At 53.1% G+C, this 22,134-nt stretch carries 20 protein-coding genes; 7 read left to right on the top strand and 13 right to left on the bottom strand.

All coding sequences use genetic code 11. The features are described 5' to 3' along the window. Positions 1-29: 29 nt before the first annotated feature. The 6 genes from HED22_RS02685 to HED22_RS02710 all read right to left on the bottom strand — a co-directional run bounded on the left by HED22_RS02685 (position 30) and on the right by HED22_RS02710 (position 8,161). Positions 30-1,604, bottom strand: a complete 1,575-nt coding sequence (locus tag HED22_RS02685; protein ID WP_167718587.1) for an MBL fold metallo-hydrolase — start codon at positions 1,602-1,604, stop codon at positions 30-32. Positions 1,605-1,689: 85 nt separating this feature from the next. Then, positions 1,690-2,943, bottom strand: coding sequence for a gephyrin-like molybdotransferase Glp (glp, locus tag HED22_RS02690; RefSeq protein WP_167718589.1), 1,254 nt, complete (start codon positions 2,941-2,943; stop codon positions 1,690-1,692). A gap of 81 nt (positions 2,944-3,024) precedes the next feature. After that, entirely contained in the window at positions 3,025-4,785 is a 1,761-nt protein-coding gene (locus tag HED22_RS02695; protein ID WP_254869689.1) for an iron ABC transporter permease, read from the bottom strand. Between the two features lie 82 nt (positions 4,786-4,867). Further along, on the bottom strand, positions 4,868-5,893 hold the full coding sequence (locus HED22_RS02700; RefSeq protein ID WP_167718590.1) for a Fe(3+) ABC transporter substrate-binding protein: 1,026 nt from the start codon (positions 5,891-5,893) through the stop codon (positions 4,868-4,870). A gap of 236 nt (positions 5,894-6,129) precedes the next feature. Next, a complete protein-coding gene (locus HED22_RS02705) occupies positions 6,130-7,146 on the bottom strand; it encodes a Fe(3+) ABC transporter substrate-binding protein (RefSeq protein ID WP_175581086.1) in 1,017 nt (338 codons plus the stop codon). Positions 7,147-7,327: 181 nt separating this feature from the next. Beyond that, complete coding sequence (locus HED22_RS02710) at positions 7,328-8,161, bottom strand: 3'-5' exonuclease (protein ID WP_167718592.1); 834 nt, start codon at positions 8,159-8,161, stop codon at positions 7,328-7,330. A 364-nt stretch (positions 8,162-8,525) separates the two neighbouring features. Here HED22_RS02710 and HED22_RS02715 point away from each other — a divergent pair, with 364 nt between their 5' ends. Next, positions 8,526-9,560 (top strand): ABC transporter substrate-binding protein, encoded by a 1,035-nt coding sequence (locus HED22_RS02715; RefSeq protein ID WP_167718594.1) that lies wholly within the window; start codon positions 8,526-8,528, stop codon positions 9,558-9,560. Between the two features lie 88 nt (positions 9,561-9,648). Here HED22_RS02715 and HED22_RS02720 read toward each other — a convergent pair whose 3' ends face one another. Both HED22_RS02720 and HED22_RS02725 read right to left on the bottom strand, forming a co-directional pair. Beyond that, positions 9,649-11,316, bottom strand: a complete 1,668-nt coding sequence (locus tag HED22_RS02720; RefSeq protein WP_167718596.1) for a methyl-accepting chemotaxis protein — start codon at positions 11,314-11,316, stop codon at positions 9,649-9,651. 79 nt (positions 11,317-11,395) lie between these two features. Then, a complete protein-coding gene (locus HED22_RS02725) occupies positions 11,396-12,004 on the bottom strand; it encodes a PDC sensor domain-containing protein (RefSeq protein WP_217701846.1) in 609 nt (202 codons plus the stop codon). 547 nt (positions 12,005-12,551) lie between these two features. Here HED22_RS02725 and HED22_RS02730 point away from each other — a divergent pair. Both HED22_RS02730 and HED22_RS02735 read left to right on the top strand, forming a co-directional pair. Next, positions 12,552-13,520 (top strand): pentapeptide repeat-containing protein, encoded by a 969-nt coding sequence (locus HED22_RS02730; RefSeq protein WP_167718598.1) that lies wholly within the window; start codon positions 12,552-12,554, stop codon positions 13,518-13,520. Then, positions 13,521-13,787, top strand: coding sequence for a hypothetical protein (locus HED22_RS02735; RefSeq protein WP_167718601.1), 267 nt, complete (start codon positions 13,521-13,523; stop codon positions 13,785-13,787). It abuts the gene before it with no gap. A gap of 10 nt (positions 13,788-13,797) precedes the next feature. Here the strand turns inward: HED22_RS02735 and HED22_RS02740 are convergent, their stop codons facing one another. Beyond that, complete coding sequence (locus HED22_RS02740; protein ID WP_167718603.1) at positions 13,798-14,175, bottom strand: thiol-disulfide oxidoreductase DCC family protein; 378 nt, start codon at positions 14,173-14,175, stop codon at positions 13,798-13,800. A 168-nt stretch (positions 14,176-14,343) separates the two neighbouring features. Here HED22_RS02740 and HED22_RS02745 point away from each other — a divergent pair, with 168 nt between their 5' ends. Further along, positions 14,344-15,207, top strand: coding sequence for a proline/glycine betaine ABC transporter permease (locus HED22_RS02745; protein WP_167718605.1), 864 nt, complete (start codon positions 14,344-14,346; stop codon positions 15,205-15,207). Further along, positions 15,207-16,232: a glycine betaine/L-proline ABC transporter ATP-binding protein gene (locus HED22_RS02750; RefSeq protein ID WP_167718606.1), complete on the top strand. Its 1,026-nt coding sequence runs from the start codon at positions 15,207-15,209 to the stop codon at positions 16,230-16,232. Before HED22_RS02745 ends, HED22_RS02750 begins: the two co-directional genes overlap by 1 nt. An 18-nt stretch (positions 16,233-16,250) precedes the next feature. Here the strand turns inward: HED22_RS02750 and HED22_RS02755 are convergent, their stop codons facing one another. After that, a complete protein-coding gene (locus HED22_RS02755; RefSeq protein ID WP_167718608.1) occupies positions 16,251-16,739 on the bottom strand; it encodes a Mov34/MPN/PAD-1 family protein in 489 nt (162 codons plus the stop codon). A 44-nt stretch (positions 16,740-16,783) separates the two neighbouring features. After that, positions 16,784-17,155, bottom strand: a complete 372-nt coding sequence (locus HED22_RS02760) for a hypothetical protein (RefSeq protein ID WP_167718610.1) — start codon at positions 17,153-17,155, stop codon at positions 16,784-16,786. Positions 17,156-17,374: 219 nt separating this feature from the next. Here HED22_RS02760 and HED22_RS02765 point away from each other — a divergent pair, with 219 nt between their 5' ends. Both HED22_RS02765 and rpoH read left to right on the top strand, forming a co-directional pair. Next, positions 17,375-18,346, top strand: a complete 972-nt coding sequence (locus tag HED22_RS02765; protein ID WP_167718612.1) for an RluA family pseudouridine synthase — start codon at positions 17,375-17,377, stop codon at positions 18,344-18,346. 119 nt (positions 18,347-18,465) lie between these two features. Further along, a complete protein-coding gene (gene rpoH, locus HED22_RS02770) occupies positions 18,466-19,332 on the top strand; it encodes an RNA polymerase sigma factor RpoH (protein ID WP_167718614.1) in 867 nt (288 codons plus the stop codon). 92 nt (positions 19,333-19,424) lie between these two features. Here the strand turns inward: rpoH and HED22_RS02775 are convergent, their stop codons facing one another. Together HED22_RS02775 and HED22_RS02780 are read right to left on the bottom strand one after the other, a co-directional pair. Beyond that, complete coding sequence (locus HED22_RS02775; RefSeq protein ID WP_167718616.1) at positions 19,425-19,907, bottom strand: hypothetical protein; 483 nt, start codon at positions 19,905-19,907, stop codon at positions 19,425-19,427. Positions 19,908-19,916: 9 nt separating this feature from the next. Continuing rightward, positions 19,917-22,052: a protein kinase family protein gene (locus HED22_RS02780; protein WP_167718618.1), complete on the bottom strand. Its 2,136-nt coding sequence runs from the start codon at positions 22,050-22,052 to the stop codon at positions 19,917-19,919. Between the last annotated feature and the right edge of the window lie 82 nt (positions 22,053-22,134).

The raw sequence follows: 22,134 nt of genomic DNA on the forward strand, positions 1-22,134 counted from the left end.
CCCTTCTTTCGGCTTCCGGACAATTGCTCTCATACTGAACCGATATCGTGCAAGACTTTTTCGAGCATCTCTTTTCTTTCTTCCGCTGTTTTGAGCGAACGGAGCTTCTCGGAAAGCGCTGTGACCGTACCGGCATAAAGATTGTGCCAGTCATCGCGTGACAGCTCTTCACCCGACAGCCGCGCTTCGGGAACCGCCGGGCGTGCCTTGCCTTTTTTGAGTGTCACCGTGTCATCAAGCATCGGCATGGAGATCAGTTTTTCATCAATACCCTGTCCGAGCAATATTTCACGAAATGCAGTCCGTGCCCCCTGTTCACCATGGGTCAGGAAAATACGCCGCGAAACCGGCAGTCGGCTTTTTGTCCAATTCAATAGCATATCCTGATCGGCGTGCCCGGAATAGACATCAAGCGTTCGAATGCGCGCGCGGACTTCAATCTCTTCGCCGTGGATACGAACATGTTTTGCCCCACCTTGCAGCACGCGACCAAAGGACCCGGCCGCCTGGAAACCGACCAAAAGAACGGTGCAGTTGGATCGCCACAGATTGTTCTTCAAATGGTATCTGATACGCCCGGCATCACACATGCCGCTTGCAGAAATAATGATCGCACCGCTGGAAACTTGCGCCAGCTGTTTACTGGCCTGCACATCCGGCACCATATGGAATTTCGGATGCGATAGCGCTTGTGCATCGCCCCGCTTCAGATGCTTGGCAAACACATCGGTCGCACGTTGGGCCAGTGGACTGTCGACAAACACGTTGGCTGGCGGCAATTCGCCGCGATTAAACAAATGAGCCAGATCAACAAGCAGTTCCTGCGTTCTGGCGACTGCGAAGCTCGGAATAACCAAGTTGCCACCATTGCCAAGCGCATCGTGAACTTCCTTGCGCAACAAGTCGCGGCGCTCTTCGTCAGTGATAACCGGACGGTTTCGGTCGCCGTAGGTCGTTTCGACAAACAGGTAATCGATATCGGTCGGGGCCTCGGGCGCTTCGTTGAACACGGCCTCGCCCGTCCCTACGTCACCTGAAAACAGCAATCGTGTCGGTTTGCCGTCGTCATCGCCGTCTTCAATTTCGACCTCGATCGAGGCAGAGCCAAGAAGATGCCCTGCATCCCAGAAACGAGCACGGACACCATCGATCACTGGCAGCCATTCGTGATATTCGACCGTTTTTAGCTGCGAAAGCGTGTTTTCTGCGTCTTCGCGGGTATAGATCGGCGTGACTTCAGGGCGCCCTCGGCGTGCATTGCGACGATTAAGCCGTTCGACTTCGCTTTCCTGAATGTATCCCGAGTCCGGTAACATATAGGTCAGAAGGTCACAGGTTGGTTCCGTCGCATAGATCGGACCATCAAACCCGGCCTTGACCAGCTTGGGCACAAGACCGGTATGGTCGATATGCGCGTGCGTCAGCAAAACAGCCGATATCCGGTCTGCCTCAAACGGGAACTTTCCGTAGTTCAGTTCGCGCACCGTTTTGCTGCCCTGGAACATCCCACAATCAACAAGGAAATTGCCGCGATCAGTCTGCATAAAATAGCAAGACCCTGTCACACCGCCAGCAGCACCACAAAACGTCACCGATATCGTCATTCTATTCACTTTCGCGGATTGGAAACGATCCAAGAGTCTGGCAAACCATGTTCGTTTGCAATGATGTGGATCATTTTTGATGAAGTCACTGCAAGCCTTGCAGCGGCAGATAAAGAACCTGATCGCCCTTTGCGACCTGGGCACAATTTTCCGGCAATTCAATCAGGCCTTCGGCCCAGACCATTGATGACAACATCCCCGAACTGGTCGAGGAGAAAGCAATTGCTTCAAATTCGCCGTCATCATTCTGCACCAGACGGGCCCGCAGCCATTCCCTGCGCCCTGTGCCGCGCTTGAAGTCAAATCCTGCGCGGATTGGAATACGTGTGGGCGCCAACTGTCCATGCGATGCCCCCATCGCATGACGCAACAACGGCAAAACATACAGCAAACCGGAAACCAGCACAGATACCGGATTTCCCGGCAGTCCGATTACCAGACAATCCCCGATCTTGCCCCGCATCAGGGGCTTACCCGGTTTGATCGCCAGTTTCCATGCCGTAATTTCGCCCAGACTTTCAACAACAGGTTTCAGCAGATCAGCTTTGCCGACTGAAACACCGCCGGATGTCATGATCACATCATGAGACGTTGCCGCATCCGCTAGTGCGCCTTGCAACACATCAAAATCATCGGCAAGCAATTCAAGATCGGTTACCTCGCACCCAATGGATCGCAACATCCCGATCATGGCAAACCGGTTGGAATCATAAATCCCACCCGATGGCAGTGGCTCACCCGGTATGGCCAGCTCATCACCAGTCGAGAAAACGGCGACCTTTAAAGCACGAGCAACCGAAAGCGATCCAAATCCCTGCCCGGCAGCAATTGCGATGTCCTGCGGGCGCAGGATTGACCCCGCCTGCAAGACTGTATCACCGGCTTTTATGTCTTCGCCTTGCCAACGGATATTCTGATGCAGGCTTGTTCGCGCGATCACGTCTTTGTTAATTTCAATGACCGTTTCATCGGCGTTGGCGATGACATTTTCCTGAATGATCACGCAATCAGCCCCATCAGGGATTGCAGCGCCGGTCGCAATACGGATGGCAGCGCCTTTTGGCAAAGTTCCCACATAAGGATGACCGGCGAGTGAAACACCAACCACTGAAACAGGACCGGCAATTGCGGCGAGATCCGCATGGCGTAGCGCATAGCCGTCCATGGCAGAGTTATCGACCGAGGGCACAGAAACATGTGCCTGCACGTCCTGACGCAGGATCGCACCGTAACAATCGCTGATCGGGCGTTCTTCAGCGGGCGTGATCACCGGCACTTCGGCAAAGGCAATGTCGAGCGCATCGGAAAGTTTGGTCAGTCCCGGTTTGGTAGATTGCATCTGGAGAGGTTCCTGCCCGCCTTGATCTTGTTTTGTATTGCGTGTCTCAGATCAGGATAGCCTGATCACGGGGCTTGCGCATCAGGATTGTCCGCTATGCCCCGGACGGGATTTCGAAATCGCGCGGCTCAGCATAATCACCGGAACGACACCAACAAGAACAATGGTCAGCGCACCAAGCGCGGCACGTTCAATCATTTCATCCTTGGCGAACTGATAGACATAGGTCGCCAGCGTATCGAAATTGAACGGGCGCAGGATCAGGGTGGCTGGCAATTCTTTCATACCATCAACAAACACCAGCACCGATGCGGCCAGAATGCCACCACGCACCATCGGGAAGTGAATGCGCTTGAGCGTTCCCCACGGGCTTTCGCCAAGGGTGCGCGCCGCGTCATCCATGCTCGGACGCACCTTGCCAAGGGCAGCCTCGATAGAGCCATAAGAAACCGCCATAAACCGCACCGCATAGGCAAAGACAAGTGCAAATACGGTTCCGCTTAGCAGCAATCCGGTGGATATCCCGAAGGTATCGCGCATGACGGCATCCAATGCATTGTCAAACCGCGCAAACGGGATCAAAACCCCGATGGCCAGCACAGCACCCGGCACGGCGTAGCCGACCGATGATAGTCGTACGCAGAACTTCAAAAGCGGTTGCGGAAACAGACGCAGCGCATAAGCCATGAAGATCGCACAACTGACCGCGACCAGTGTCGCAAGCCCAGACACCAAAAGGCTGTTACCGGCAAACTCAAAGAAATCCGCCGTCCAGCTTTGATCGAAATAGCCGATGGAATAATAAATCAGCACCATCGACGGCACGACAAAGCCCAGCACAATCGGCAGAATACAAACCGCCAGTGCCCCGGCCTTGGCAAGCGGCGCCAACTCATAGCCCGGCAATTCCTGAAAACGACTGGTGGTATCATGGAAACGTTGACGACGACGCGAATACCGTTCGATCACCATAAGTGCGATGACAACAGCCAGCATGGTCAGCGCAATCTGTGCCGCCCCACCGGCATTGCCCATTCCGAGCCAGACATTGAAAATGCCCGCGGTCAGCGTATGCACCGCAAAGAAATCAATCGTGCCAAAGTCATTGAGTGTTTCCATCAGCGCGATCACGACGCCAACAACGATTGCGGGCCGTGCCAGCGGCAAGGCCACGGTAAGAAACGAGCTCCAGGCACTTCGACCCAGAATACGGGCTGCTTCAATCGCGCAGACCGATAGCGACAAAAACGCCGCGCGCGCCAGCATATAGACATAGGGATACAGCGTCAGGCTAAGGACAATAATCGCACCGCCCTTGGTGCGGATGTCTGGAAACCAGTAATCGGCCGCGGATTGCCAGCCAAACAGATCCCTTAGCATGCCCTGCAAGGGACCGGCATATTCCAGAAGGTCGGTATAGACATATGCCACGATATAAGCCGGCACCGCCATGGGCAACAGCATCGCCCATTCAAAGAACCGCTTGCCCGGTATTCGGCACATGGTCACGACCCATGCCGAGCTGACCCCAATCAGGGTCACCCCGATACCAACGCCCAGCATCAGAATACCAGTGTTTTTGAGATACCTTGGCAGCATGGTGGATGCCAGATGCGGCCAAATATTTTCGGTCGGGAACAGGGCAATCCACGCAACCGCAACCACCGGGGCTGCCACCATAGCCGCAACGATAAATGCCCCGATCAGCCAGACGGCGGATTGGCCACGCGGCAGCCACAGCATCGCCGTTCGTCCGGTCGGCGTACGCATCGGATCAAACGTTTCCGCCATGGCACTCGGCCGAATGTCGTCTTCCTGTTGCGTTTGACAAGCGTTGTTCAAGGCTTTTTCCGTTTCATGCGTCGCCGATCATTCCACCCGATACGGGTTATCCGGTCTTGATACCTTGGGGCTGGCTTGTGGTCTACTCGTTAAAGCCGACTTCATCAATCAGGCGGATCGCCGCCCCGCGATTGGCCGCGACCGTATTAAGCGGCAAATCATCCTGAACAAAGGTGCCCCATGCCCGAACCTGTTCGGACCAGGCGACCCCCGGCTTGACGGGATATTCAAAATTAATATCGGCGTACATATGCTGGGCTTCGTCACTTGACAGGAACTCCACCAGTTTGATGGCGTTTTCCTTATTCGGTGCATGCTTCATCAACGCAACACCGGAAATGTTCACATGCGTGCCACGATCACCCTGATTGGGAAAAACAATCCGCACCTGTTTGGCAGCGTCGGCCTTGTTCGGATCATCAAGCATCTTGCCGTAATAGTATGAATTGCCGATTGCGACATCACATACGCCTTGTGACACCGCCTCGATCTGATCGGTATCTGCCCCTTGGGGTTTGCGCGCCAGATTGTCTTTGACTGCGGTCAGCCAGGTTTTGGTTTCATCTTCGCCATGATGGGCAATCATCGAAGCAATCAGGGCGATGTTATAAACATGCATGGCCGAACGCACACAAATGCGGCCTTTCCATTTCGGATCAGCCAGTTCCTCGTAAGTGGTGATGGCATCCGGCTCAACGCGATCAAGTGATGTGTAAAGGACACGCGCACGCGTTGTCATTCCGACCCATAGCTTGTCCTTGTCGCGGAACTGATCGGGAATGTTCGCATCCAAAACAGGACTTTCGATCGGCTGGGCGATGTCAGCATCAACTGCATCCTGTATACGCCCAATATCAACGGTCAGAAGCAGATCGGCCGGTGTATTGCGCCCTTCGTGTTTAATGCGCTCCACCAGACCGCTTTGCGAAAACAGTGTATTGACGCGAATACCAGTTTCCTCGGTAAAGCGCTTGAACATCGGCTCAATCAGGAACGGCTGCCGGAGTGAATAGACGTTGACTTCCTCTGCTGCATGGACGGACGGAACCATGGAAAGCCCGATTGCGGAAACGACAAGACCAAGAACGGTTTTGCGCAGAGAAATCATAAATGCCTCATTTGGATCAGCTGCAAGAGTTACAGCAATTAGGAATGATTTGTATTTGCTGCGGCCGAAATTAAAGGCCCCGCACCGCCTTTTGCAAGCAAGAAAACCACATAAGAGCCATACGAAGGGTCACAAGTGCGAGACCACATTCGTCCCGCGGGCGAAAGCCAAAAATGAAAAAGGGGCGGCATTACACCACCCCTTTTCAAAAATCCGTTCACTGTCAGTCGGTTTGACTATTCGTTATAACCGATCTCATCGACCATCTTGATCGCATCGGGACTAAGGCGCGCGATTTCCTCCAACGACAATTCATCGGCCTTGAACGTGCCCCAGGATTTTACGTTATCGGCCCATTCGACACCCGGCTTGACCGGATACTCGTAATTGACCTCGGCATAGATTCCCTGCGCAACATCATCGGACAGGAATTCCATCAGCTTGATCGCATTTTCACGGTTCGGTGCATCGGCAATCAGGCTCATGCCCGAAATGTTCATCGACATGCCGCGACCATCCTGATTGGGGAAGACAAGGTTGACGGCATCCGCCCACGGACGCTGTTCCTCGTTATCAAGCATCTTGCCATAGTAATAGGTGTTGCCGATCGAAAGATCACAAACGCCTTCCTTGATCGCCTTGACCTGCGCACGGTCATTACCCTGCGGCTTGCGCGCCAGGTTGCTCTTAAGCCCTTCAAGCCATTCCTTGGCCTTTTCTTCGCCATGAACTGCAATCATCGAGGCAAACAGGGCAACGTTATAGACGTGCGTGCCCGAACGGGTGCATATGCGCCCTTCCCATTTCGGATCGGCAAGATCTTCGTAGGAGTTGATTTCACCCTCTGCGACGCGGTCCTTGGAAGCATAAATCGCACGGCCACGCTGAGTCAGGGCAAACCAGTGACCTTCCGGGTCACGCAGATGGCCCGGAATATTTGCAGACAGAGTGTCGTTTGAAACCGCCTCGGTCACACCGGCATCAACTGCCTGTTGGATGCGGCTGATATCGACGGTCATCAGGATATCGGCCGGGCTGTTCGCACCTTCCTGTTTGATGCGCTCCACCAGACCTTTTTCAGCAAAGATGACATTAACGTCGATACCGGTTTCAGCGGTAAACTTCTCAAACAGCGGCTCGACCAGAAAGGCCTGACGCAGGGAGTAGACATTAACTTCCTCTGCCGTCGCTTTTGTCGCCGCCATGGCGGTTGCGCCAAATACGGCTCCGCCAATGAGTTTTTTGATATCCATCTAAACGATCCCTGTTGAATTTAGGTCAGGCGTCAAGCGCCATGTTGTTGCAACTTATTTGCATCTGCAATGCAATTAAGATCAACTCGCATTTAATTCAACAGTTTTTCGCCCTGCCCAACAGCAAGTGTGAACCACTTCACTTATGATAATGCGCGCTTAAATCGGAATAATCTTGTCGTCACAGAACGTTGAACGACCCGTCGCTTGAGTGTCGCCAGGCATCAAGGAATTCCTGATAGGCGGGAATATCCCCTGCCCGTTCTTCAAGCCAACCCACGGTCAGATTGATCGCGTGGTTATAGCCATCATGATCGGTCAGCCCGGTATGCAATGCATGACGCAGATACAACAAATAAGTATTCAGAACATCTGTCTCGCAATAGCGGCGAATGCCATCAATTTCGCCATTGTCATACATGTCTGAAACCTTGCTGCCATCGACCCCGGTCTTGCCCGGAAGGTCAAGGGCGGCACAAACTTCATTCATCTTGGTACGCGCCGACGCACCATAGTCAGACAGGACTTCCGCCAGATCGCAATGCCAGTGCGGCGCGTAGCGCGCGGTGTAGTTTTCCCATTTGTTGGACGCCTGATGTAGCCAGCGTGCCGAAACGCCATGTTTCATCGCGCGGTACTTCAACACTGGCAGATCAAACCCGCGCCCATTGAAACTGACCAAACGCGGATAGAGCTTACCGCAATAGGCGAAGAAGCCATTCACAAGGTCCTTTTCCTCGGACGCCAGTTCCCCACCTGATCGCAGCTCTTCGATCTCGTACATCTCGGTATCGCCGTCACGCTGGATCGTGGCGCGCAGAAAGCTGATCGCCACCACCTTGTGAAACGGCTGCCGCGGAAAGCCATTACGCCCACTGGTGATTTCAAGATGATAGTCTTCCAGCATCTTGCGACCGGCTTCAGGGTCGGGTGCGGTTTCGCCAGTTAATTGCGGCAGCACATCAATATCGGGCACGGTCTCGATATCAAAAACGAACAGGCTGGAATGCATCATGACGGCCTCTGAATATGTGTGCCCGATTAAGTTGTGGACTCAACATAACGATGTTTATCGACAAATTCACGGGCAGAGTTAAACCGATCACGTCGGCAACCGTAAATCACATTACCTGACATCTCCTGCCATTCCTGTCAGGAGCATTCTGCAATGATATCAGGATGAAACCGACATCACGTCGACGTTACATTCCATACCCGGGGTTGCGCCCGTTCGACAGCCATGTCTAGAATTGGCGCACCTGTATCAGGGGCACGGTCATGATCAAGTTGGGACAAATCAACCCCCAACCCTTGCGGTTTATCCGCACGGACCATGCATTTGATGCGATTCCGGACCGCAACAACGAAGGGACAGAAGGATGAAAACCCTGCCTACCGGAGCCGCAATGCTGATGGCCGCTGGCCTCGCATTTACCCAAATTCCGTCAAGCGCGCAAGCACAGGATGCCACTTGCGAAATTGATCGCCCGGTGATGTTTGCCGGGCTCAATTACGACAGCGCGCTTTTTCATAACGCCGTTGCCCGCTTCATCATCGAGAAGGGCTATGGCTGTCAAACCGATGCCCTGCCCGGCGATGTCATTCCACTTCTGACCGGCACAGGCAAGGGTGACATTGATGTCGTCATGGAAATCTGGCGCGACAACGTTGCCGAAGCCTGGACCAAGGCCGAAGAAGCCGGCAATGTCAGCCAGATCGGCGTTAATTTCGATGACGCCGTCGAAGGCTGGTTCGTGCCAAGCTATGTGATCGAAGGCGATGCAGATCGCGGCATTGAACCGATGGCACCTGACTTGAAATCGGTTGATGATCTGGCGAAATACACCGAACTGTTCGAAGACCCGGAAGAACCCGGCAAGGGCCGCTTTTACAACTGCCCGTCAGGCTGGGTCTGTGAAAAGGTCAACTCGGCCAAACTTGGTGCCTATGGGCTTGATGGCGATTTCACCAACTTCCGCCCGGGCACTGGTGCGGCACTTTCGGCTGCCATTGCATCGGCCCATAAACGCGGCAAGCCGGCCCTTTATTACTATTGGGGGCCGACCTGGGTGATGGGTCTTTATGACAGCACACGTCTTGAAGAACCCGCCTATGACAAGGCGATCTTTGATGCACTGAAAACGGAAGAAAACCCGACCAAAGCAACCGCCTACCCGCAAAGCACGATCACAATTGGTGTGAATAACGACTTCAAAGCCGCCGCACCAACCCTGATCACTTTCCTGACCAATTACGAAACCAGCAACGCGCTGGTCTCGGAAATGCTGGCCTATATGCAGGAAAACAACGAAAAGCCCGATGGGGCTGCGATGCATTTCCTGAAATCCAAGCCGGATGTCTGGAAGGCGTGGGTGCCGGGGGATGTCGCAGCACGGGTTGAAAACGCGCTTTAGATCCAGATCCCATCCCACAACACATTTAAGCGGTTCCGGCTCCACTGTGGACCAGAACCGCTTTCGTTTGGTTTCTGATTGAAAACAATCACTGAATGCTTTCGAGAAACTTGTTGGCATTTTTGTGCAGGTTATCTGCCTCGCCGGACAACTCAGACGAGGACTGACGCACACTTTCTGTAATTTCGCTCGTTTGTTTGATGGATGTTGCGACATCGTCAATATCAACATTCATTTGTTCGAATGTCTGATCTGCGCGTTGAATTGTCGCAACAATTTCATTTGCTGCGTCAGATTGACGGTCAACAGCATCGGCGATATCGCCCGAAACGACCTTTACTTCGTCAATGCATTTTCGGATTTCAGCAATCGCGTTGGCTGTGTGACCCGAAATAGACTGAACCGACGCAATTTGACGGGTGATGTCTTCTGTCGCCTTCGCGGTCTGATTGGCAAGTGCCTTAACCTCGTTGGCAACCACAGCAAAGCCCTTGCCTGCGTCACCTGCACGTGCAGCTTCGATGGTTGCATTCAGGGCAAGCAAATTCGTCTGCTCTGCAATATCCTGGATAAGCTTGACCACATCACCGATTTTTTCCGCCTCAGAGGCAAGACTGGTAACCGTCTCATCCGTGTGACTGGTTTGATCTACCGCCGTATCAATCACACCACGCGCCCCAAAAACTTGTTGGGAAACTTCTTCAAGAGCAGACCGCAAAATACCAGATGCCTCGGCAATCGAACGCATGCCGTTCGTTGCCTCAGCGACACATTCCAGCACTTTCTCTGTCTTTTGATGCGATTGCGTTGTTGTTCCGAAGAGCATCTGGGCATCCCCGCTAAGTCCGCTCGCAGATCTGCGAACGCTTTCGACAATTTCCCCAACGGTGCTTCGGAATGAAGAAGAGGTATTTTTAAGTCGCTGCGCATTTTCAGCACGGTTGCGCTCCTCTAGTTCTTCTCGTTCATTGCGCATCCGCTCCATTCGGACGGCGTTGTCTTTGAAGATCAACAATGCATGCGACATTTCACCAATCTCGTCATTGCGACCCGTCGCCGGTATATCAACTTCAAGACGCCCGTCCGCCAGCGTGGACATTACGTTGGACATTGATTTAAGAGGGGCCGCGACGATTTTTTGTACGGTCACAACCAGGACAAGCAACAGAATTGCCAGCAAAACAAATGCAACCGCCGCAAGCTGCAAGGCGTTGTCACGCATATCAGCTTCCAGCGAAGCAAACCCCCAGTAGGAGACAACAACGCCATTCGGTGCATCTGATTTGCCAAAGAATGAGGGAGCAACAACGACTTGAAATCCATCGACCATCGTTTCGCGCATTTCACCATCAGAAATAACATCGCCGACAATGGTCTGAAGGTCTGCCGTAGTTGGTAATGCCTGATCAGGTTGGACAACCCTTGTAATTTCAGCACCACCAGCATCAAAAATCAGCGCAGCAGCCAGACCACTGTTGCTGTTCTCAATCAAAGAACCAAAGCTTCCGACAATCGCATCTTCCTTACGGAATTTAACCGCCCCGCCAATCTGTGAGGCGATAAGATTTGTAATAACACGATTGCTTTCGGAAAGTTTCGTTCGGGCAGAATCAATGGAAAACGCAATTCCCAAATAAATCACAGCCAGAAATGCCACCGTCACAACAGCCGCTACCATCGCCAGTAATTTACCCCGGATAGACCAACCGCTTTTTTTGAACTCCGGCATCCCGGAACCTTGCGCTGCCAAACTCATTATTCCACTCCGCTAGCGTTGCCAGAACCGATGTCAGATGATGCTTGATTGGCCATCCGACACCGGTCAGGCTCATTTCTTATTGCAGTAGTTCAACATTGATTCCGACCGTTACCGCACCAACGACGCTTCCGTCTGCGGGATCGACAACTGGCAAACTCAATTGTGATTGATAGGTTTGAGTCGACTCATCAAGTTCGACTTCACCAAAATGGACGGCATCCGGCCCCACGCTATAGGTCTGCTGCCACTTGGCTTCATCGCCCTGCCAGTAATCACTCGTGACGCCACTTTGCCCAACATTCAGGCCTTTATTGTCCATGACAAATATTTCAGTCATCAGGCCTTCCGACTCTTCGGATTTCTGCATGAGGAATTTTGACAAGTCATTGGCCAAAACTTCATCGATCATTGGCCGGCTTGCAGCGGATGTTTCCGCCCGCCATTGGGCGTCAAGCGCATCAATATCTGCCTGACCAAGACCTGCATTTTCAGCGTTTTGCGCCTTGATCGCGTCAATAACAACCGGATCAGAGATCCAGCCTTTGACATCACCTGCAAACGCCATCAGTTCGGCCTCGTACTCGTTGGCGCTCACTGCATGTACCCCAATGAACGAAGACATAGACAGCGCACACACCGCCGCCATGATAGTTGACTTTAATGACATCAGTTCCTCCCACGTCATTTCACACTCGACGGATCAGCCATTTTTTCTGGCGAAACTTCGGACAGCTTTGACGTGGGCACGCAGCAAAAAAATTCAATCAAAAGTGTTGCCAAAAAAAATAGGATCATCCCTCTTGATTTCGAATGACAACTACCCAAACGAATAGCCGGCAAAAAAACCATTAGCCCAACCCAAAACTGGCATAAAATATGACACACATAGAGATTTACGGGTGCATCCGAAAAACATCTGCGACGCACATATACCATTGTATGATTTGGGCAAACCAGTGACAGCACCAACACATTTCAAGACCATTTGAATGTGCTGTTGGACCTTTGGAACAAAGCGATGCAAAACCTGGCATCCACGATTGTTGCCGCACGCGTTGAAAGTGCGATGTAAGCAACACAGAGCGGAAAGCGATCAAACACCCCGCAGGAGAAATCTTGTGGGGTGTTCTGCGTTTGGGGACAAGCCCGCCACAATTGCCGATTGCAAAGCAGAACCAAGGCACGTTTAATCAGATAAACAGCATAGACCGCCGATGGCATTGGGGAGCCAAATGAATCAGGAAGAAACACTCGCGCTTTGGCAACAGGGCAAAGAGGCATGGAATGCATGGGCCGAAAAGATGCTGGCGGAACGCAAGGCGCTGGAGGACAAAGGCGAGTGGGAAGTCACCATTATGCCTTGGGGAGAAAAACGCCAAAGCGAGACAACCAAGAAATGGCTCAAGAACGCCCGTGCAGTCTTTTCCTCAGAAAAAACGCCACATGTTTTTCCGGACGCGACCACTTTCGAAGGCTGGCTGTTTCCATCCGTCTCTGAATGGAATGTAGCGACCTTTAATGGTGACACGTGGTTCGATAGCGCGACCTTTAAGGACGTCGCGCTGTTCAGTGGTGCGACCTTTGAGGGCGTCGCGAGGTTCAGTGACACGACCTTTAAGGGCGTCGCGGGGTTCAATAGCGTCTGTTTTGAAAAGCCAACCCATTTTTCGCGCACACGATTTAATACCAACGCTTCCTTTAACTCTTCCCAAATCAAACAAGCCTTTGACCTGAGTGGGGCACGGTTCAAGGAAGTGCCCGACTTCCGACAAACCCATTGTGAAGAAGCGCCGTTGCTTGATGATGTCCACATTGACAGCACCATCATCAAGCAACGACAATCTTCTGATGAACCGGACTTCACAGTCACTGCAAATTATCGTGCGCTCAAACGTCTTGCCATTCTGGGGCATGATCACAAACACGAGGTAGAATTCTTTGCTGAAGAACTGCGCTCAAAACGATTAATGGTTGATAGAAACCGGCCTTTGGAATGGATGTTGAACGGTCTCTACCAAATTACTTCAGACTACGGACGGTCCATTTTTCGACCCGTTCTTTGGTGGCTGCCGGTTATGCTAGTCTCAACAGCACTATACTTGTCTTCGTCTACGACCAATACAGCCCCCAGCTCAGCCTTGAATGCCGCAAAATACATGCTTTTAGATACAGCATGGACGATAGCTGACCCTATATTGTGATTGCCTGATATTCCAAAAGCACCAACAGTGCAGTGCCACAATGACCTTGGATCAGGAATATCTGCGGCGTATCAGCTATCGACCAGTAAAGGATTAATCATCCCAGGGTTTGCAGATAGAAAACTGATCGACCAAGCTTATAGGTGCCTTTACGGCAGCAACTTACCATTTGGTATTTCTTGGATTATAGGTATTCAAACGCTGTTTTCCGCGGCACTGCTTTTCCTGTTTCTGCTCGGCATCCGCAACCGCTTCAAACTGAAATAGGCCAAACCGTTCACTGCTCTGGGTTATGCACCGCTGCCAGCTGACAATGCGTGAGGCGTTTGAAGCGCCATGCGGCCCACAGGCGATAAACAAGATTTGCAATCTGTCGAATAATCGGCAGCGCGACGATCGCTGCAAAAACCCGCCATCGGCTAAGCTGCCGCCAGATCAGAATGAAGGCATCAGCACCGGCATGCCATTGCCCATCTGAATCCAAGGCGCGCATTTGTTTTAAGCCTTCGACAAGGGAAATGCCGTGCTTTTCAAGATCACCGGCATGTTCCGTGACGTCCCGCCATTCGAAAACGCCGCTGGGTGCTATGTTGCGGTAGTAATTGATTTCGCGCGAACACAGCCCGCATTTTCCGTCATAGAACACCGTGATCATCGAACCCTCGCAAACGGTCGCGTTTCCATTTTCAATACGATGTCCCCTGCCCTTTAGATTAGAAGCCAAACGGATCGGATCATGTGCGATTAACGGTCGCGCCTGAGGATTGATCTTGTTAGGCTCTTACGCTCATTGATTTTTTGAGCAGATCGGGCCTGTTGCGCCATGTTTCCAGAACAGTTGAATGTGCCGTTGGGCAAGTGGGTCAATCAGTTTGTTGATTGGCTGGTGATCAATTATGGCGCGGCGTTTGAGGCCTTTGCCGACAGTTTACTGACCGTTCTGGTCGCGCTGGAGCAGGTTTTGCGTGGTACACCCTGGTGGGTGGTCTTGATCGCCATTGCGGCCATCACCTGGCATGCCAGCAAGAACTGGAAGCTTGTGGTTGGTCTGGTTGTTGCGATGTTTATCATCGGCACATTGGGCCTGTGGGACAAAGCGATGCAGACCTTGGCGCTGATGATTGTCGCCACATCGCTTTCGGTTTTGATTGGCATTCCGGTCGGCATCGCCATGGCGATGTCCAATCGTCTGCGGGCCGTCATGTTGCCGATCCTTGATACCATGCAGACCATGCCGAGTTTCGTCTATCTGATCCCTGCCCTGATGCTGTTTGGCTTGGGCAAGGTTCCAGCGATCCTTGCCACCGTGATTTATGCCGCCCCGCCCGTCATGCGCCTGACCGATTTGGGCATACGTCTTGTTGATCAGGAAGTGCTGGAAGCATCCCGGTCGTTTGGCGCCAGCCGCAAGCAAATCCTGTTTGGGGTACAGTTACCGCTGGCACTTCCCAACATCATGGCCGGGATCAACCAGACGACGATGATGTCGATTTCGATGGTGGTGATTGCATCCATGATCGGTGCGCGCGGGCTTGGCGAGCAGGTCCTGATGGGTATTCAGCGCCTGGACGTCGGGGCTGGCATGGAAGCCGGCATTGCGATTGTGCTTCTGGCCGTGGTGTTTGACCGGATCGGTCAGGCCTATGGCAAGCGATCCCAACGCAATCCGAATGCGGAGGATGCGTGATGAGCTATATCGAAATCCGCAATATTTTCAAAATCTTCGGCCCCGACCCGAAATCGGCACTTGAACTGGCAAAGGGTGGCGCGGACAAGGATGAAATCCTGTCGAAAACAGGTCACACGGTCGGCCTGCATGATGTGTCCCTGTCAATTGAACAGGGCGAAACCTTTGTCGTCATGGGTCTTTCGGGATCGGGCAAATCAACCTTGATCCGCCATCTTAATCGGCTTATCGATCCGACGGCCGGCAGCATTTCCTTTGGCGGCGAAGACATCCTTGCCATGGATATCCCGGCCCTGAATGCGTTTCGCCGCAAGCGGCTTGGTATGGTGTTTCAACGCTTTGGCCTGCTGCCCCATCGCAATGTGATGGATAACGTGGCCTATGGACTGGAAATCCAGGGCACCGCGCGCAAAGACCGCGAAGCAGCCGCTTCAAAATGGATCGAGCGGGTTGGCCTTGCGGGATATGAAACCAAATTCCCCGATCAGTTATCGGGTGGCATGCAGCAACGCGTTGGCCTTGCCCGTGCATTGGCGACCGATCCGGAAGTTTTGCTGATGGATGAGGCGTTCTCTGCCCTCGATCCGTTGATCCGGTCTGACATGCAGGACGAGTTGATGAAGCTTCAGGCAGAGCTTCACAAGACGATTGTCTTTATTACCCACGATCTGGATGAGGCGCTTAAGATCGGGGACCGGATCGCCATCCTGAAAGACGGCAAGCTGGTGCAGGTCGGACGGCCAGAGGAAATCGTGCTTAAGCCCGCCAATGACTATGTGCAGGCCTTTACCCACGATGTGAACCGGTCGAGGGTCTTGCGCGCCAAATCGATCATGGCACCGATCAGCGAAACCGACAGTGCCGCGACCACACGCGACCTGCCAACCATTCAGGCCAATGCCCTTCTTCGCGATATTCTGCCGATTGCGCTTGCAAATGGTACGGCGATGACGGTGCTCGATACCAACGACACGCCGATTGGCACCCTGTCACCGCAACAGATTGTTGATGCACTCAACGGCTAAAGCGCGCTAGTCGGGCAGTCAGTCCTCAATGATCTGGCAGCGTCGGAAATAGCGGAGCTCGGTATTCTCAGCATTGGCGTCATCTGTATGCTGATGAATGATGCGATACATTCTGCTATCGACCGCACCGTTATGTTCGGTGGCGATGACCAGCCACAGAAAGCCGTTTTCATCAGCACGGGCGCGATCTGTCGGAGATGGCAGCGCCTTGCCATTGGGGTGGGAATGAAAACATCCGACAACCCGCTCGCCCTTATGCCGGGCAGTGCGATGGCACTCAATCAGGGTTTGCGGATCGATCTCGAACGTGGTCAGGGGATCTTCCGCGACGTTGCGGGCAAAGACGACGCGCCTGATCTTGTTAGGCGTATCAATGGCAGCGATCAATAGGCCACAGGCTTCTTGGGGCCATTGCAGGGCGCAGAAATCATGAATTTCGTCACGCAGGGCATTGGCGAGTGCGATTTGGGTCTGGTCTTGCCCACCTGTTGGTCTATCGCTTGTCATCCCCTGCCCATCCCCATCACCGCAACTGTCTTTGTCCTTATCGACTACTTTGCATCCTGATTGAGGATGATGCGTCCGAGAACTTTTTTCTCCGTCAGCGACACAATCACAAGGCGCGCACTTTCACCGTGGTGGCCTTCGATATGAAGGGTTGCCCGATTGCCGTCGACGGTAAAGCCGACAAGGCGTTCATCGTCATCCATGTCGATGGTGATGTCACCGAATGCGCCAAGGGCGGCTTGCGGTGTGTTGCTGTTGGTTCCTGCAACAGGGACAGATGGCGTTACAGTTGGTTCGTTCGTCTCGGCCACGGTGTCCGGGTTGTTCTTGTCGAGTGACAGACCATAGACGACAAGTCCGATGCCCACCACGATCAGAATACCCATGAACGCGACCAAAGCCTTAATTACACGCATCGTATTTCCAACTGACAAAGCTTGATGAAACCTGCATGCTCGCCAAAAGCGCGATCATACGAACCCTAATCCAAGGCCATAGCGACAAGCACGATCAATTGCAAGGCAACAAACACCGCATGATGTCGCAATTGATTGCAATCGCCCGATAAAGCGCTACAAGCTGGCCAGACCAATATGACCCTGATCACTACCGAAACTCCATCGCGATAGCCAAAGATGTCTGACAATCTGAGTTACACTGCAACTGCCGATGACGAAGGTGCGCGCCTTGACAAGGTGCTGGCAACCGCCTGGCCTGAACAGTCACGCTCGCGCATCAAGGCTTTGATCGAAGAAGGTCAACTCAGCGTCAATGGCAAGCCTGCGACCAAGATGTCGGCCAAGGTCAAGGCTGGCGATGTTTTTGATCTGATCGTACCGGAACCGGAAATGGCCGAGCCCCTCCCCGAAGACATCAAGCTTGATGTTCTCTATGAGGACGAAGACCTTCTGGTGATCAACAAGCCCGCCGGTATGGTTGTTCATCCGGCTGCCGGCAATGAAAGCGGCACGCTTGTAAATGCGCTTTTGGCCCATTGCGGCGATAGCCTTTCGGGTATTGGTGGTGTGAAGCGCCCGGGTATCGTCCATCGTCTGGACAAGGATACCAGCGGTGCAATGGTCGTGGCCAAGAACGACACCACCCATCGGGCGCTTTCCAAGCTTTTCTCCGAGGACAAGGAAAATATTGATCGCGCCTACCTTGCTGTTGTGTGGGGTGTCCCCAAACCTTTGAATGGCGATATTGAAGGGAATATTGGCCGTAGTCCGCATAACCGCAAAAAGATGACTGTGGTCAAAAATTCCGGGAAATATGCGCTTACGCACTACAAGACCCTGCAATTTCGAGACGACTCGTTGGCATCACTGGTTGAATGCCGCCTTGCAACCGGACGTACACATCAAATTCGTGTTCATATGAACCATATTGGCCACTCAATTGTGTGTGATCCTGTTTACGGCAGAAATAGAACTGTTCTAAAGCTCAACCCTGAGACGCAGGATATTTTGAACGCATTCAACAAACAGGCCCTACATGCCCGAACGCTAGGATTTCTGCACCCTCGGACAGGAACCTACATATTGACCGAGGCACCCGTCCCGGAAGACCTTTTGGGCCTAATGGACGCCTTGGAACTATACTATTGAATAGTTTTTACTATCCATAAAGTCTAATTTTCCATTGACGGTTTCTAATACCCCCGTATAAGCTCCTAGAAAGTGCAAGGGGATAAATGCACTTTTTGAAAGCAATACGGGAGGCTTCAATGAAACAGGGAAACGCTCTTCCAACTATCTCTCAGGATGGTCTGACGGTATACCTTCAACGTATACGCCGATACCCGATGCTTACCCCGGAACAGGAAACAACCTATGCCTACAACTTCCGGGACAAGGATTGCGACAAATCCGCTGAAAAACTGATTACCAGCCATTTGCGCCTGGTCGCCAAGATCGCGATGAGCTATCGCGGGTATGGCCTACCCATCAATGAACTGATTTCCGAAGGCAATGTTGGCCTGCTGCAGTCGGTCAAACGCTTTGACCCGGACAAGGGCTTCCGCCTTGCGACCTACGCCATGTGGTGGATCCGTGCGGCCATTCAGGAATATATCCTGCATTCCTGGTCGCTTGTGAAAATGGGCACGACGGCCGCCCAGAAAAAACTCTTCTTCAATCTGCGTAAGCTCAAAAGCCAGATGCAGGCAATTGACGAAGGCGATCTGCAACCTGAACAGGTCGAACTGATCGCAACCAAGCTTAATGTATCCGAAGATGACGTCATCATGATGAACCGCCGTCTGGCGGGTCCGGATCACTCGCTTAATGCGCCGGTACGCGTTGAAGGCGATGGTGAATGGGTCGACTGGATCGAAAGCGATGACGAGGATCAGGAAAGCCTCTATGGCAAGCGCGAGGAATTCGTGCAGCGTATGAATATGCTCAAAAGCGCCATGTCGCACCTTAATGATCGTGAACGCGACATCCTGACGCAGCGTCGTCTTCTGGAAAGCCCGGTGACGCTAGAAAACCTAAGTGTCGCCTATGGCATCTCGCGCGAACGTATCCGGCAGATCGAAGTTCGCGCCTTTGAAAAGGTCCGCAAATCAATCCATACGGACCTGCCCCACTAGGATACTGGGCATCTTCTCCCCTCTGAAATGACCTGCGGCGGACAATGTCCGCCGCTTTCTTTTGTGGGGAATGAAGCTATGAGGCTGTCCGGTCAATTTCCGGATCGATCCACTTCCTTGATCAGGCTGTCGCCCCAGGTTTTGATCAATCCACGCTGCTTTTTGCGCAACTCGCTGACACGACGCTGCGCAGAAAGGTTCAAAACGTTCGCGACTATTGGCGGCATCGCAAGATAAAGCAACCAGCCAAGACCTGCGGCACCATACATGATCGACAGTGCGAGTGGCTGAAACACCGCCTGGGTTGCGCCGCCAACGGTTTGTGCCGGCTGCATCCAGACTTCAAGGATGTATGGCGCAACACCGGAAAAATTAAGGCCGAAAACACACCGGGCCATCGTCCTGCCCGGACTGCGGTCAAAGATGAAGGCCACAAGGGATGGCAACAAGCCAACCGTCAGCGTAATGAAGGTCGGCAGGGCCACCATGAACAGCAAAACAGCAGATGCAACAACCGACAAGCCGGAAAATGCGCTGCGTCCGCCCTTGGAGCCTGAACCTTTACCCTTTGCCATGTCTTTCCCTTAAAAGATGTGCATCAAGAACAGTGCTGAAACTGTCAGCAATGCAATCATGGTTGACGCAAATGCAGCCGCCTGCTGGCCGACTTTTTCAGCCAGTTCCATACGCGCGGGACCGGAGGATTCCAGATCAAACACTTCGCTTTCGGCTTCTGAATATTCCGCCACCGCCTCAACAAATTCGGACTGGTCCTTGCGACGTTCCTGTTCGTCATTGATCAGGTTGTAAAGCTCGACCAGATTGCCGCGCTTGGCCAGTTTTGGAATTTCTGTTTCTACACGCTCACGACGTGCTTTGCTGTGGAACACCTTGATCGCGGGCTCCATCAAACGCGCCACCCAGTGTGACAGGTTTTGCAGATTGTCCGGACCATGACGCCACTGGACGATCGCCAGCATGCTGATGATTGCGCGGCTGTATTCCACCTCGTCAGACGGGTTTTGCATGGCCATCAACTGGCCTTCAACGTCATCTTCAAGACGCGTCGCGATAAATGCGGCAATGTGCCGGTCCACAGGCCAGCTTTCTTCAGATGCTGTTTCGGCTGCCTTTTCAAGAGCCGGCAGAAGATCGGCGATGTCGACCACAAACTCTTCTTCGACCATCGGACTTAAACAATGCTGGTTGCGCACTGTCGCATAGAGGCAACGTTCGTAGCCATAACCGGCACTTTGTTGCTGAATATAGTAGCGAAGGTTTTTGTAAAGCTGCTGCTGTTTCTGGACATCCGGGCGATAGCCTTCCTGACGGCCAAACCAGAAGGACGGAATATCGCGGACAATCACATCAGCAAAACGTTGCGGGCCCCGACCATGTTGCACATCGTAGGACAACATAAACCCAAGCCCGTCGATCATTGCCGAGAACCCTTTGAACCGGACGGGTCCGGACGGGTCCAAAATCAGGATCGAACGCGCCACCAGCACATCCTCGGCCGAGCGTTTGTCAGTGCCAGCCCATTGCAACTGGCGCATGGCATCTGAAAGCGCCTTTGCCCGTTCATTATCGCCCAAACCACGCCGCAGCCAGATTTCAACCGTGCCATCACGCAAAGGGCCAAGCGCCGTTACCCAGTTCTTGGAAATCCCTTGCGCCAATGATCGCACGGTATAGTAATCCCGACCGGCAAGGTTCTGGGACCGGGCAGCCCGTTTTTCCGTATTGGCCTGAACGGGCTTCGTTCTGCGACCATCCAGCCAGGCATTCAGTTCGGAAAAGCCCCAGCGTTCTTCCGGATCATCACACAAAAGTCCACGCACGGGTTCAATCAGGACAAGCGGCAGCTTTTCCTGTGAGGCAATTGCCTGAAACGATCCCTTGGAGAGTTTGAGCTCCATGATTTCCTGATCATTGAGCTTCTTGAGCGGTTGACGCCCGATGCCGAGTTCGGCCAGCGTCATGCCAAGCGCGTAAAAGTCATCGGTAACGTTGCCAGATCCGCGACCGGCAGGCTCGGCGCTCATTCTGGCCGTGGTTTCATAGACCGGAGGTTGGTCATAGCCCGGCGGGCCGCTGGCACAGTCGCCAAGAACGATCTTTTCACGCATTGGGTCGGCAAAAAACAGGTTGTCAGCACGAATATTTCGATGCGCCAGCCCTTTTTCACTAAATGCCTGCATGACATTCATCAACGGCTCGACGACAACCGTCGCGATATCGTGCTCGTCAATGGGGAGTTTCTTGCTTTCCTTGGCGATAACTTTACCGCCGGATGGCTTTTCATAGAACAGCACCATTGTCTTGCGCCCAATGGGCGGCCAATAGGCTATTTCGTAATCAAGCAGATCAATCTGCCCGGCCATATGCATGCCGGCAAGAAACGTCAGGTGGTCATGGCGCGTAGGCAAAACCGGGTCGGTGACCAGTGCAAAGGCACTGCCCTCGTCACGGCGCAGATTATCCGCAGAATAGGCCTTGCAATGGCCCATGTCGAATTCCGGCATCCGCAAATCCAGAAAGACACGGAAGTTGCCGATCTCGACACTTTTGCCGCCAGCATTAACCGCGACGTCATCACTATCAGGGGTTTCTACAGGTTCTTCAGGCGCAGGTGCGCCGCCACCCGGTGCATCCATCACCGGCTCGGTCGCAGCACCGTTCGAAACGTCCTGTTCCTGATCTTCTGCTTGCTCTGCCATGATCCCGATATTCTTTATACGTTATCATTCCCTGAGTGACGCGCAGCCCACTGACTGACAGTCCTCCTGACCTATCTACCAG

The organism is Thalassospira sp. HF15 (assembly GCF_011806525.1).
Classification (GTDB): domain Bacteria; phylum Pseudomonadota; class Alphaproteobacteria; order Rhodospirillales; family Thalassospiraceae; genus Thalassospira.